This window comes from Gallibacterium anatis DSM 16844 = F 149, assembly GCF_000379785.1.
Taxonomy (GTDB): domain Bacteria; phylum Pseudomonadota; class Gammaproteobacteria; order Enterobacterales; family Pasteurellaceae; genus Gallibacterium; species Gallibacterium anatis.
Window position 1 is genome coordinate 1 of the sequence record NZ_KB903730.1, and the last position, 13,194, is coordinate 13,194.

15 protein-coding genes and 3 tRNA genes are annotated in these 13,194 nt (G+C 40.7%); 5 read left to right on the plus strand and 13 right to left on the minus strand.

Annotated elements, in window-relative coordinates:
* The 8 genes from A3EO_RS13970 to folD form a co-directional block, all read right to left on the minus strand.
* On the minus strand, positions 1-240 hold a 240-nt coding region (locus A3EO_RS13970; RefSeq protein WP_457911898.1), incomplete at its 3' end, for a transposase.
* 234 nt (positions 241-474) lie between these two features.
* Positions 475-1,095: a YfgM family protein gene (locus A3EO_RS0110090; protein ID WP_018347053.1), complete on the minus strand. Its 621-nt coding sequence runs from the start codon at positions 1,093-1,095 to the stop codon at positions 475-477.
* 11 nt (positions 1,096-1,106) lie between these two features.
* The gene (hisS, locus tag A3EO_RS0110095; protein ID WP_018347054.1) at positions 1,107-2,390 is read right to left on the minus strand and encodes a histidine--tRNA ligase; all 1,284 of its coding nucleotides are present in this window, start codon (positions 2,388-2,390) and stop codon (positions 1,107-1,109) included.
* Positions 2,391-2,411: 21 nt separating this feature from the next.
* Positions 2,412-3,527 (minus strand): flavodoxin-dependent (E)-4-hydroxy-3-methylbut-2-enyl-diphosphate synthase, encoded by a 1,116-nt coding sequence (gene ispG, locus A3EO_RS0110100; RefSeq protein WP_018347055.1) that lies wholly within the window; start codon positions 3,525-3,527, stop codon positions 2,412-2,414.
* Positions 3,528-3,551: 24 nt separating this feature from the next.
* Positions 3,552-4,625 carry a RodZ domain-containing protein gene (locus A3EO_RS0110105; RefSeq protein ID WP_018347056.1) on the minus strand — a complete coding sequence of 358 codons (1,074 nt, stop codon included), beginning with the start codon at positions 4,623-4,625 and terminating at the stop codon, positions 3,552-3,554.
* A gap of 143 nt (positions 4,626-4,768) precedes the next feature.
* On the minus strand, positions 4,769-5,329 hold the full coding sequence (pilW, locus tag A3EO_RS0110110; RefSeq protein ID WP_018347057.1) for a type IV pilus biogenesis/stability protein PilW: 561 nt from the start codon (positions 5,327-5,329) through the stop codon (positions 4,769-4,771).
* A 20-nt stretch (positions 5,330-5,349) separates the two neighbouring features.
* Positions 5,350-6,468 (minus strand): bifunctional tRNA (adenosine(37)-C2)-methyltransferase TrmG/ribosomal RNA large subunit methyltransferase RlmN, encoded by a 1,119-nt coding sequence (locus tag A3EO_RS0110115; protein ID WP_013745260.1) that lies wholly within the window; start codon positions 6,466-6,468, stop codon positions 5,350-5,352.
* Between the two features lie 318 nt (positions 6,469-6,786).
* Complete coding sequence (gene folD, locus A3EO_RS0110120; RefSeq protein ID WP_013745259.1) at positions 6,787-7,650, minus strand: bifunctional methylenetetrahydrofolate dehydrogenase/methenyltetrahydrofolate cyclohydrolase FolD; 864 nt, start codon at positions 7,648-7,650, stop codon at positions 6,787-6,789.
* Positions 7,651-7,802: 152 nt separating this feature from the next.
* Between folD and A3EO_RS0110125 the strand changes: the two genes are divergently transcribed.
* A tRNA-Pro gene (locus A3EO_RS0110125) sits at positions 7,803-7,879 on the plus strand.
* 35 nt (positions 7,880-7,914) lie between these two features.
* Positions 7,915-7,991: transfer RNA gene (locus A3EO_RS0110130), tRNA-Arg, on the plus strand.
* Positions 7,992-8,122: 131 nt separating this feature from the next.
* On the opposite strand, the gene A3EO_RS0110135 is transcribed toward A3EO_RS0110130, so the two are convergent.
* Together A3EO_RS0110135 and A3EO_RS0110140 are read right to left on the minus strand one after the other, a co-directional pair.
* The gene (locus A3EO_RS0110135; RefSeq protein ID WP_018347058.1) at positions 8,123-8,401 is read right to left on the minus strand and encodes a type II toxin-antitoxin system RelE/ParE family toxin; all 279 of its coding nucleotides are present in this window, start codon (positions 8,399-8,401) and stop codon (positions 8,123-8,125) included.
* Positions 8,398-8,577, minus strand: a complete 180-nt coding sequence (locus tag A3EO_RS0110140; protein ID WP_013745256.1) for a hypothetical protein — start codon at positions 8,575-8,577, stop codon at positions 8,398-8,400. Before A3EO_RS0110140 ends, A3EO_RS0110135 begins: the two co-directional genes overlap by 4 nt.
* A gap of 211 nt (positions 8,578-8,788) precedes the next feature.
* Between A3EO_RS0110140 and udk the strand changes: the two genes are divergently transcribed.
* The 3 genes from udk to A3EO_RS0110155 are packed head-to-tail and all read left to right on the plus strand — an operon-like array spanning position 8,789 to position 11,310.
* Positions 8,789-9,445 carry a uridine kinase gene (gene udk, locus A3EO_RS0110145; protein WP_013745255.1) on the plus strand — a complete coding sequence of 219 codons (657 nt, stop codon included), beginning with the start codon at positions 8,789-8,791 and terminating at the stop codon, positions 9,443-9,445.
* A 15-nt stretch (positions 9,446-9,460) separates the two neighbouring features.
* Positions 9,461-10,042 carry a dCTP deaminase gene (gene dcd, locus A3EO_RS0110150; RefSeq protein WP_013745254.1) on the plus strand — a complete coding sequence of 194 codons (582 nt, stop codon included), beginning with the start codon at positions 9,461-9,463 and terminating at the stop codon, positions 10,040-10,042.
* Positions 10,043-10,044: 2 nt separating this feature from the next.
* Positions 10,045-11,310 (plus strand): hypothetical protein, encoded by a 1,266-nt coding sequence (locus A3EO_RS0110155; RefSeq protein ID WP_018347059.1) that lies wholly within the window; start codon positions 10,045-10,047, stop codon positions 11,308-11,310.
* A 68-nt stretch (positions 11,311-11,378) separates the two neighbouring features.
* On the opposite strand, the gene A3EO_RS0110160 is transcribed toward A3EO_RS0110155, so the two are convergent.
* The 3 genes from A3EO_RS0110160 to A3EO_RS13570 all read right to left on the minus strand — a co-directional run bounded on the left by A3EO_RS0110160 (position 11,379) and on the right by A3EO_RS13570 (position 12,940).
* A tRNA-Asp gene (locus tag A3EO_RS0110160) sits at positions 11,379-11,455 on the minus strand.
* 308 nt (positions 11,456-11,763) lie between these two features.
* On the minus strand, positions 11,764-11,859 hold the full coding sequence (locus A3EO_RS13565; RefSeq protein WP_018347061.1) for a YadA-like family protein: 96 nt from the start codon (positions 11,857-11,859) through the stop codon (positions 11,764-11,766).
* A complete protein-coding gene (locus A3EO_RS13570) occupies positions 11,852-12,940 on the minus strand; it encodes a hypothetical protein (protein ID WP_026211108.1) in 1,089 nt (362 codons plus the stop codon). The genes A3EO_RS13565 and A3EO_RS13570 overlap by 8 nt, the downstream gene beginning before the upstream one ends.
* Between the last annotated feature and the right edge of the window lie 254 nt (positions 12,941-13,194).

Genomic DNA, 13,194 nt, shown 5'->3' on the forward strand with positions numbered 1-13,194 from the left:
TAATGTTTTAGACGCTTTTTCTAAATATCTTCGTATAGTTCGTGGAGAGCAATGATATTTATCAGCTAACTGCTGTTGAGTCTGTTTACCAATAGTATAATTAAGCCAGATTTGTTCCGGATTTAATTTAGGTTTGAAGGTAAATGTTTTATTACAGCTGGGGCATTTATAACGTTGAAGATTATTTTGTTTGCCATACTTCTGAATTGAGGTGTTATGGCAGAAAGGGCAGTTTTTTATTCATATTTCAAAAAGAGGACTTAAAGCCTTGTACTATAAGGCTTTAAGCCTATTTTTATCAACTATTTTGTCCTATATGCCAATTTAACTGTTGTTAGAAAATCTGGTTGCCGATAACGATTCCTCTGTTATCGGCAACTTTTTTATTGGGCAATACTGTATAGCAAATTTTGTTTACTATGCCCAATTTTTAGAGATAAAAATCCCCGACAATAAGCCGGGGATGAAAGCATATTACAAATTATTGATTTGGATTTGTAACCATTGTGCTTCAAGTGGGTTGGCAGTGGTTAATGCCGCTTCAAACGATTTTTTCGCCTCCGATTTATTGCCCATTGCATTATAAATTTCACCTGAAAGCATCGCTTTTCTTCCTTGCCACGCTTGATCCGTTACTTTGCCTAATGTTGCCAATGCCGGCTCAAACTGTTTCAACTGTGTTTGCACACTAGCCAAACGCAATGCGATTAAAGAGATCAATGCTGCATCTTTGGCATTGTTAAGGGCTTTTTGTAAGGTGTCGGCAGCTTGTTGCCATTGATTGGCATCAATCTGTTTTTTCGCCTGTTCTAATAACAAAAAGGCAGAGTAGGCACTGCTTGGATTAGCTTCAACAAATTGCGTTAATTGTGCATTTGCTTTGCCGGCATCAGCTTGTTCGGTAGCTGCCATAATTTGAGAAAATTCCGCAGAAGATTGGTGAATTTTCCCTTGCTGATAGCCTTGCCAATAACGCCATCCGAATACACCGACAATCGCTAAAATAACTGCGGCAATAATGACTTTGCCGTTCTCTTTCCACCACTGTTTGATTTCTTCAATTTGCAGTTGTTCATCACTGGTTGTATAAGCCATTATTCTGCTCCTTAACGAGATTGATAAAATGGGGTTAAATAGCCGACAACATCGGTATTTGCCAAAGTAATTTGCTGCTCGCCGCTTAAGAGATCTTTAATCACCACCTGTTGTTGCGCCACTTCATCCTCACCGAGAATGAGTGCAAATTTCGCACCGAGTTTGTCCGCACGTTTAAATTGTTTCTTAAAGTTACCGCCGCTGCAATGCAACATTACTTTAATTTGCGGCAGTGCCGAACGCAGTTGAGAGGCTAATTGCAACGCCGGCAGAGTTGTATTATCCCCTTGATGAATCACATAAATATCAACATTAGGATTGATCGGTGGATTTTCAACAACCTCCTGAATCAACAGCACTAAACGTTCCAAGCCCATTGCAAAACCGACCGCCGGCGTAGCGTGTCCGCCAAGCTGTTCCACTAAGCCGTCATAGCGTCCGCCGCCACAGACAGTACCTTGTGCACCTAACGCCGTAGTTACCCATTCAAAGACGGTCTTATTGTAGTAATCTAAACCACGAACTAATTTCTGATTGATTTCATAACGAATGCCATATTGTTCTAAAATCGAACAAAGTGTTGCAAAATGTTGACGAGAATCTTCATCCAAATAGTCGTGCAATTTCGGTGCATTATTTAAAATTTGTTGTACACGTTCATCTTTACTGTCCAAAATTCGCAATGGATTAGTGGTTAAACGACGTTTACTGTCTTCATCCAACTGATCCACGTAATCTTGCAGATATTCAACCAAAGCGGCACGATAGTTTTTACGTGCTTCTAATGAACCGATAGAGTTAAGCTGTAATTGGACGTGATCAGCGATACCTAAATCCTGCCATAATTTTGCGGTCATAATAATTAATTCCGCATCGATTAATGGATTTGCGATACCGAATACCTCAACACCGCATTGATGGAATTGACGATAACGCCCTTTTTGCGGACGTTCATAACGGAACATAGGTCCGATATACCATAAACGTTGTTCTTGATTATAAAGCAAACCGTGTTCTATACCGGCACGCACACAGCCGGCAGTACCTTCCGGACGCAATGTTAAACTTTCATCGTCACGATCATTAAAGGTGAACATCTCTTTTTCAACCACATCGGTTACTTCACCGATAGCACGCGCGAAAAGCGGGGTTGATTCAACAATCGGCATACGAATTTCAGAATAGCCATAACTGCTTAAACGTTGTTTAATTTTACCTTCCACCCATTGCCATAACGGTGTATCGCTAGGTAGATAGTCGTTCATTCCTCGAATAGCTTGAATAGTTTTTGCCACGTTAAATTCCTATTTTTATGATTAAATTTGTTCTACTTTAATTTGATTATTTGGATCTAATGCACTTACTCGGGCACGAATTTGCGCTTCGAGTTGATCGATAAGCTGATCATTATCAAAACGCTCTTTTTGACGTTGTCCGGCGATATAGAAACCACTTTTTTTGTTGCCGCCGGCGACCCCAAGATCGGAAACTAACGCCTCTCCCGGACCGTTCACCACACAGCCGATAATGGAAACATCCATTGGTGTGATAATATCTTCCAAACGCTGTTCCAATGCATTAACGGTTGCGATAACGTCAAATTCCTGACGGGAACAGGTTGGACAGGCGATAAAATTAATACCGCGCGAACGGATACGCAATGATTTTAAAATATCAAAACCGACTTTGATCTCTTCCACCGGATCGGCAGCTAAGGAAACACGTAAAGTATCGCCGATACCTTCAGCCAACAACATACCTAGCCCGATAGCACTTTTCACAGAACCGGAGCGCGCGCCGCCGGCTTCAGTAATACCGAGATGAAGAGGTTGTTTAATTTGTTTCGCCAATAATCGATAAGCATCCACCGCAAGGAAAACATCAGAGGCTTTAACACTGACTTTAAACTGATCGAAATTAAGACGATCAAGAATATCAACGTGCCGCAACGCTGATTCCAATAACGCTTGCGGTGTCGGTTCACCATATTTTTCTTGCAGATCTTTTTCCAATGAACCGGCATTAACGCCGATACGAATTGGAATATTTTTATCTCTGGCACAATCGACAACCGCACGGATACGATCTTCCCTGCCGATATTGCCCGGATTGATTCTTAAACAGTCAACACCATATTCGGCAACCTTCAAGGCAATACGATAATCGAAGTGAATATCGGCAACGAGCGGCACTTTGACCTGTTGTTTAATTAGCTTAAATGCTTCCGCCGCATCCATTGTCGGCACCGAAACACGCACAATATCAGCACCGACACGTTCCAATGCTTTGATTTGAGCAACGGTCGCTTCCACATCGGTGGTTCTTGTGTTAGTCATTGACTGAACGGCAATAGGCGCACCGTCACCGATAGGCACATTGCCGACATAAATACGAGTAGATTTTCTACGTTGAATAGGAGATTGTTTTAACATATTTTTCTTCAAAATTAATGATAATTACTGTTGAGCCGGCAGCGTTAATTTTGCTACACGACCATCAATTTTTAATGGTACATCCTGACCTTGATAACTGATTTTTACATTTTGCGGCGCACCAATAATTAAAGAATAAGGTGCATCACCGGTTAAATCCAATATTTCACCACGACGGTATTCACGTTCCGCCAATGTTTTACGGTTAGCATCTTTTACACTAAGCCAACAACTTTCGCCGGTAATTTCAATTTTTAAATTGTTTGGGATAACGTCTGTCACCGGATTGGTGGCGGTTGCATTTTCGCTAGCACTGTTATTGCCATCAATTTTATTCATTTCTGTGGCTAAAGCTTCGGTTGAAGTATTGGGATAAGTTTCGCCGTTTTTATCAGCACTGTTATTACCAATATTACTGTTGCTTCCGGTGTCATTAGTGGCAACGGTTGTGCCTTCATCATTCACTACCGTTGCGGTTTCGGTAGTTTCAGTTTGAGTGTTGCCAACGTTGTTTGTAGTTTCAGTATTTCCGTTATTATCGGTTACTGCAGTTTCTGTATTGTTGCCGTTTTCACTTGGCGCAACAGCATCGGAATTCGTTACAACCGCAGTGTCGATTGGCGCATTGTCTGTTGCACTTTGCTCCGTTACGGAATGTTCTTCAACAAAATTTTCACGTTCGTTAGCGGAGCGTTGATGATCTTGCCACCACCATAAAACGGTCATACCGATGATAATAATCAGCACAATCCAGCTCAATGGACGTAACCAACGGTGATGAGAAACATAGCGATTGACAGAGTTTTTAGTGCGATGATTTTTATTTAAATCATTTTTTACTTCTGCACCAAAGGTGAGATTATCGGTTAATAAAGTTGCCGGCAAATGTAGAAATTTTAAATAATTGCGCAAGTATCCGCGCGCAAAAGTCGCCGGAATATCTTTTAAAACAAATTGGTTTTCCTCGAATTGTTTTAAGATTGCCGGACGTAAATTGGTCTGTTCAGCAACCTGTTCAATTGTTAATCCAAGTTGCTCACGAGCATTACGCAGTTGTTGTCCTAAATCGACATTAGTTGCAAGTTGTTCCTGATCCATAATCGTTCATTATTTATTGTGGTGAATAGCCGTAGTGAATTGGAGCAATACACAGGCGGCTATAAAGAAAAAATATTCAGCTATTATACAGATTGGCAGGCAATAGAAAAATAAGAATAATCGCGATCAAGGTGATTTTGCCGTTATTTATGCAAACGTTGCCGCAAATTTTTCGCTTTATCGACAGAATATTTCTCCAGTTGGGTTAAAGATTGTTCAGTTTTGTTTTGATCACCGGCTAAAACAGCACAAATCGCAATGTTTTCATAAGTATCGGCAAAATGATAATAGGCTTTGCTGTTTAATGCTTGTTCAAAAAAGTTAAATGCCGTATCAAATTGGCGTTGAGAGCAGAGGTAAGTTGCATAATTATTCAATACGTCGCCATTCTCGGGCGAAAGAGAGAGTGCTTTTTGATAATATTCGCCGGCAAGTTTGAGTTGTTGAGTATGTTGATAAAAATAAGCCAAACCTAGATAAGGCAAGTAGTCATTCGGTGTATGTTGCAACGCTTTATCTAAATTGGCTTTTGCCAATGCTGGATTGCCTTGCGACAAATAAGCCAACCCTAACTCAACACGCGTTTTTGCCGCAGCAGCATTAGCGGAAAGCGGTTTATTGCTAACTGAATGGCTACAGGCAAAAAGCGTAAACAGTGAGGAAAGCAGAATAAAAAATTTCAGTTTAATCATTGTTTTGTTCATAATTTCCTCACCTGTTAGCATCAAGATTGAGTTATTGCAATATTTTTACCGAAAGCCCGTTTTTGTGCGGTACGTTTTGTGCGGTCAATCACATCGCCGGCAAGTTGTCCGCAAGCGGCATCAATATCATCGCCACGTGTTTTGCGCACAATAACGGTAAATCCATATTCCATTAATGTTTTTTGGAAACGATCAATACGCGTGTTGGAGCTCTTATTGTAAGGTGCTTCCGGGAACGGATTCCAAGGAATAAGGTTAATTTTACAAGGTGTATTTTTTAATACTTTTGCTAATTGATGAGCGTGTTCAACTTCATCATTAACGTGATCGAGCATAACATATTCAATCGTTACCTTGCCGTGGTTCGCATTGGAAATTTTTAGATAGCGATTTACGGAATCCATCAACATTTCAATGTTATATTTTTTATTTAAAGGCACAATTTCATTGCGCAATTCATCATTCGGGGCGTGTAATGAAATGGCTAAAGCAACATCGATCATTTCACCCAATTTATCTAGTGCTGGCACCACACCGGAGGTTGATAAAGTTACTCGGCGTTTCGATAAGCCGTAACCAAAATCGTCCAGCATTATCTCCATTGCCGGCACAACATTGCTTACGTTTAACAAAGGCTCGCCCATTCCCATCATCACCACATTAGTAATCGGTCTAACTTTTGTTTCACCGAAAGCACCAATTACTTTGGACGCGCGCCAAACCTGACCAATAATTTCAGAAACGGTCAAATTACGATTAAAACCTTGTTGCGCTGTTGAACAGAACGTACAAGCCAAAGCACAGCCGACTTGGGAAGATACGCAAAGTGTGGCACGATCCGCCTCCGGAATATAAACACTCTCGATTTGTTGATCACCAACCTGCATCGCCCACTTTATGGTACCGTCGAAAGAACGTTGTTCAACCGCAATTTCAGGTGCTTTAATTTCTGCAACCTGTTTTAGTTTTTCACGCAAAACCTTATTGATATTTGTCATATTATCAAAATTATCCTCACCGTAATGGTAGATCCATTTCATAATCTGATCGGCTCGGAAAGGTTTTTCGCCAAGATCCGCCAAAAAATGACGCATTTCTTGACGAGTTAAATTCAGTAAATTGGTTTTTTCAGTAGTCATAAATTGCCTCGTTATTACACATTGTGGCATTAGCAATAAATTGGTGCTTCACAGTTGCCATAGTTTTAAAAAGCACGCATTTTACTGAGTTGCTGCACATTATGCTAGCAAATTTGTGATATATATTGCGTTAATTTCAGTGCAAATTTGTGAGCTGTATCGAAAAATAAAAAAATAGTGTGCTTTTCTATGTTACTGTATGTGTTGCAGTAAGTTGCAACACAAATAGAAAGCTAGAAAAAATCACTGATTAAGCAATAATTAAGCCCTGTATTCACAGGGCTTGAGTGTCATTGAAATGTTGATTGAATTATGAATTTAATCGGCGATATTTAAATGATTTTTATAGGCTGAGAGCGTATTCACCATCAACATTGCAACTGTCATAGGACCAACGCCGCCCGGCACCGGTGTAATAAAACCGGCACGTTGTTGGGCAGCTTCAAAGCCGATATCACCGACCACTTTTTTATCGGCAACACGATTAATACCGACATCAATTACAATTGCCCCCGGTTTTACCCATTCGCCCGGCACCAAATGCGGTTTACCGACAGCGACAATCAGAATATCGGCTTGAGCAACCAATTCCTGCAAGTTTTTCGTAAAGCGGTGCGTTACAGTTACGGTGGCACCGGCAAGCAGTAATTCCATTGCCATCGGTCGACCGACAATATTGGACGCACCGACAATCACAGCGTGCTGTCCGTGCAGATCAACGCCGGTGGTTTCGAGCAGTTTCATAATGCCGTAAGGTGTGCAAGCACGTAATGTTGGAATGCGTTGGCATAAACGTCCTACGTTATAAGGATGAAAACCGTCCACATCTTTTGATGGAGAAATACGCTCAATGACTTTTACACTGCTGATATGTTTCGGCAAAGGCAACTGCACTAAAATACCGTCAACAGTGTCATCCTGATTCAATTCGTCAATTAATGAGAGCAGTTCCTGTTCGGAAATGGTGTCTGATAAATTATATGATTTTGATTGAATTCCCACCTCTAGACAGCTTTTTCTCTTATTGCCGACATAAATTTGTGATGCAGGATTTTCCCCGACCAAAATTACCGCTAATCCTGGGGAACGATACCCCTGATCAATAAGCGTTTGAATTTTTTGATGAAGGTCATTTTTGATAGATTTGGCTAAAGCTGTACCGGAAATGATTTGAGCGGACATTATTTTCTCCATAGTGTGTTTGCAATGAGCGCTAATTTTCGCAAAAAAAAGCCGGTTTGATAAGAGTATGGATTAATTTTAAGCGTTTATTTTTAAATTTTAAAAAAATGATTGACGCAACAGAAATAAAAACTATAATGCACCTCACACGTCGGCGAGTAGCGCAGTTTGGTAGCGCAACTGGTTTGGGACCAGTGGGTCGTAGGTTCAAATCCTATCTCGCCGACCATTTTTTTATCTTCTATTTCCCTTTTTTCATCCTATGCGCCCTTAGCTCAGCTGGATAGAGCAACGGCCTTCTAAGCCGTAGGTCATTGGTTCGAATCCAATAGGGCGTGCCATTTCAATAAGTTCCTTTTAATATAAATTATGCTTTTCTTTGTCTAACAGTTTGATAAGAAATGAGTGCTATGAAGTGGGCTTAAGTTAGGTTTGCTTTTTGATAGTAAACTTAAATAGGTAAAATGAGTTTTTAATGATTAATCCCTTTTGGCAAAAAGGCGTAAATCATTACATAGTTTCCAACTACTAAGAATTTTACTGAATGTCCATTTTTAAGAGGATATAGATGAAATTTTCCATCTGAATAGGCAGGTGCAATATAGCTTAATTTATCAGCAAGTCTTTCTATCTCATCAATAAATTGTTCTGCGACTACGTTAGATTGGCTTTGAGCCAAAATATACTCCGCTTTATCTAGAAGTTGAATTCGAGCCATTTCTGACCAGAGAACAATATAATCTTGCTTCATCGGTTTAGTGCCTGACGTAGTTCAGCCATGATTTCTTCGTGCGAATAGGTTTTTATCTTGCCATTTAAAACACTTTGCAAAAAGCGTTGTTCTTCAGTTAATGATTGTTGAAAAACTGATAACACTTTTTCTTGGAAACTGTCTTGTTGGGCTGTTTTTGCTTGAGTTTCTCGCATAAGATTTCCTTTTTTGTAAAGTGTCTATGTTAATTTCGCACTATTCTAAATTGTACTTTTCACAGAAGCAAGAATAAAAAAGGCGTTCATTTCTACCCTATTTTTGTCTTTATTATTGATTCTTTTTCTATGACTTAACAGTCACCCCCCTTTTCTTTATAATAGTCAGAATTTTTTTATTTATCAGTTAAATGTAAATGGCGAAATTATTATGTCGGAAATTGCAACAACACAAGAACCCTCCATTATCATTGGTATTGCCGGCGCTTCAGCATCAGGCAAAAGTCTAATTGCTTCAACAATTTATAAAGAGCTTTGTGAAGAGTTGGGCTGTGAAGAGATTGGTATCATTTCAGAAGATTGTTATTACAAGGATCAAAGTCATCTGGATTTTGAAACCCGAACCAAAACCAATTATGACCATCCTAATTCAATGGATCGTGAATTGTTGTTACAACATTTACAATCATTAAAAATGGGCGAAGCGGTCGACATTCCAGAATATAGTTATGTTGAACACACCCGCACCGGCAATACCAGACATTTTGAGCCGAAAAAGGTGATTATTCTTGAAGGTATTTTGTTATTGACTGATGAACGTATTCGTAACGAAATCAATGTTTCCATCTTTGTGGATGCACCGTTGGATATCTGTTTTATCCGTCGCTTAAAACGAGATATGGAAGAGCGCGGCAGAACAATGGATTCCGTAGTAGAGCAGTATCGCAAAACCGTTCGTCCAATGTTTTTCCAATTTATCGAGCCGTCAAAACAGTATGCGGATATTATCGTGCCGCGTGGCGGAAAAAATCGTATTGCAATAAATATTCTTAAGGCGCAAATTTTACAATTACTTCGTAAAAAATAGTGGAAAGGTGAAGTGATGAGATTATGTGATGTCGATATTGAACGCTATTTGGATGAAGGGAAGATCGTTCTCACTCCACGTCCGGACAGCAGTAAAATTAATGGTGCAACGGTGGATGTGCGTTTAGGCAACTCTTTCCGTGTATTTCGCGACCATTCCGCCGCTTATATTGATTTAAGTGGCCCGAAAGAGTCGGTAACGGCACAATTAGAGCGTGTGATGAGTGATGAAATCATCATTGAAGATGGCGAGCCTTTCTTTTTGCATCCGGGTGTATTGGCATTGGCAAGCACTTATGAGTCGGTTAAATTACCGAGTAATATTATCGGTTGGTTGGACGGACGTTCGTCTTTGGCACGCTTAGGCTTAATGGTTCACGTTACGGCTCACCGTATTGATCCGGGTTGGGAAGGGCGAATTGTGTTGGAATTTTACAATTCCGGTAAATTGCCGTTAGCATTGCGCCCTAAAATGGTGATCGGCGCATTGAGTTTTGAAGTGTTAAGCGGCGAAGCACAAAGACCATATAACAGTCGTTCCGATGCAAAATATAAAAATCAGCAAGGTGCGGTGGCGAGTAGGATAGATAAGGATTGATTATGAAACGGAAGTGGCTGCTTATTGTTATTGCGGTGGTGGCATTAGGCATCGGTCTGGTGCAGTACCAAATCCCGAAAATGGCTCACTATATCACACAGCGCCTTGCTTCCGACTATGATATTAAACTTAAACCGGAAAGTTTAAGTTTCTCCTATTTTCCTTTAACTGTTCACGCCGAAGAGGTGCATTACCACAAAAACGGTTGGACGCTTGCTGCCGAAGAGCTGGATTTAATGTTCAATTATTGGGGCTGGATGTCCGGCAAAAATTGGATTAAACAGGTCGAAGTCGAGAACGGCAGCATTTATAAAGACAACGAGGCTTATTTAACCCATATTTCAGCGGTGGTGAAGCAGATTAGCCAAACATCCGTATTAAGTGCCAAAGTTGAGTTTTCAGACGCAGAAAACCGTTATTTTCAGCAGCTAAAAGGGCAGTTTTATTTGCAGCTTGCCGATCATCACTATCTGATAAAACAGTTTAGTGCCGATTGGCAATGGTTGCAGAAAATCGGCGAGATGAAAGCCGCAAAATTACAATTCGATGAAGCGGTGATTGATGCCGATGCCGGAGAAGCACAGGCAACAGAAGTTATGCTCAATCAGTTGAAATTAGCTCGCATTCAAATGAAGTTTAAAGCACAGGATCAAGCTGAATGGCAATTTGTGTTTGCTCCGAATGCGCAAATTTTGTTAACGCAGAAAAAGGATAGTCAGCAACAAAATGAATGGCATTTTGTGGGAGAAAATGTGCCGTTTGAGCCGATAACAACGCTGTTTGGTTATCAACCATTGATTGAGGCTTCTTTTAATTTTAATGGTGAGATTGCAACGCCGGCAGAGCAGCAGCAAGTGCAATTTCATTTTGAAAGCGTCAATGGCGGCAAGATTAAAGGTTTTAATGTGGTGACCTTATTGGAGTCATCGCTGCCTTTTTCATTGGCTAATGCGGATAGATCATTGCAAGACAGCAAGTTTAATAAACTTAGCGGCAGTCTGATCGGCGATTCATCACTGCTTCAATTACAACATATTGAACTTGATCTGCCGTCGGTCAATCTCTCCGGTCAGGGCAATGTTCACCCACAATCCTCACAATGTGAATGGCAATTTGCTATTCAGCCCCATCAACAAAAATATCAACAATATCAACTGGGCGTCGAGTTAAATGGCGATTGTGCATCACCGCGTTATCGTATCCGCTTGGATGATGTTCTCAAAGAGAAAGTAAAATCAAAATTACAACAATTACTGGAAAAATTATAAGTAGTAACAGCAACGTTAAATAGCAATTTTTAACAGGTGATTTGGAATGATCAGGAAATGCTAGAAAATGGCGGAACGGACGGGACTCGAACCCGCGACCCCCTGCGTGACAGGCAGGTATTCTAACCAGCTGAACTACCGCTCCGCATTTGTGGTGCGCATAATAATATCGTTCAGAGATGTCGTCAACCTCTTTTTATGAAATTCAGTTTAATTGATGAATTGATAAGCTAAAGAGCAAAAATGGCGACAAAATCCCGTGACAAAAATGGCTTAATGGCTAAATTTTTTGCCGTTTATAACGGCGGTGTTCTTTTGAATTTGCGTAAAAATAACTTCCATTAAAACAGAGAAAATGTTTATTCATATTTTTATTTGCCGTAAAAATCAGCAAGTTAAATAAAAGCAATAAAAAAGGCGACCGAAGTCGCCTTTCCATCCAATCATCAACGATTACCAAACATAACCGATACCGATGTTTCCACCTTTATCGCCTTCGCTGTTCATTGTTCCACTCAATTTGATAATGACTTTACCATTATCAGACATACGTGAAACACCGACCGCCAACAGCGTTAGAGCCGTTATGTGTACCGGCACCGGCTGCAACCATGGTGTGACCCGGCAAGTGAATTTGCGGTAATGCCGCAGCTGCCATAGCAGACGCTGTACCGGCATCAGCACGACGTTTCACTTTATTGATCTGGCTGCCAACACGTTTAAGTTGACCGACAGTTGCTGCATCGGAGTCCTCAATACCATCAGCTAAGTTGGTAATACGGTTGCCATCGTTGTTCAAGCCGTTAGCGGTTAATGAAACATTGCCGCCTTGCGCTGATTTCACAGTCACGCCGCTGCCGTTGACAGTCGTAGTGTTGCCTTTACCGTCAGTAAACTCAGCGCTTTCCAAGCCTTTGAGTTTCTTCGATAACGCGACTGTCATTGTGCCGTCTTTAGACAACACGCCGATATTACCTTTTGTGAGGTCTTTAGTGTCCGCACCGCCTTTAATGGTTACCGCTTTACCTAATTTCACATCGGATGAACCGCTGTCACCTTTGAAGGTTAATTGACCACCTGAGGTATTTTTAATCATATTCTTAACTTCGTTAAGTTGATCTACGTTGACAGCATCAGAGCCTTTTTCACCTTTTGCGACATTAGTGATACGACCATTATTGATATTGATGGTATTGTTGTTTTCAAATTTAATCTCGCCTTGACCCTCTTTACCACCGACAGAAACAAGGTCTTTGATTTCATTGGTAAGTTTAACTCTTAAGTCACCATTACCATCAGATACCACACCGATATTATTTTCGGTAAGTTTAGACTTGTCGGTTTGTCCGCCGGTCACAGTCACTTTTTCGTTCATCTTACGACCGAATTCGTTCTTGTCTGTCTTAGCTACATCACCGGCAAAGTATAAACCATCATCCATGGTAGCCACTTCGTGTTTAATCACTGTGTCAGGTTTGCTTGGATCTTTGGTTTCATAAACGATACGGGTCATACCGTCTTTACCGTTCTTACCATCGATACCATCGGCACCTTTATTGCCTTTAATAGTAAGACCGTTGGCACCGTCTTTGCCATTAAGTTCGATAGAGCCGTCTTTACCGTTGATCACAACAAAACGGCATTACGTCGTTGGATAAAACAAGTCCAAGCAGAAAAACAAGGCTATGTATTGCCCGGAACGAAGCCCTTATCACCGGAACAGCAACGGATACGAGAGCTTGAACAACGCATTAAAATTCTCGAAGAGGATAAAGAAATCTTAAAAAAGGCTACCGCGATTTTTATGTCACTCGAGCGCAACGCTACCAAGCGGTAAAGGCATTAAAATCGTATGGAATAAAACGGGTTTGTGCGCTATTTTCG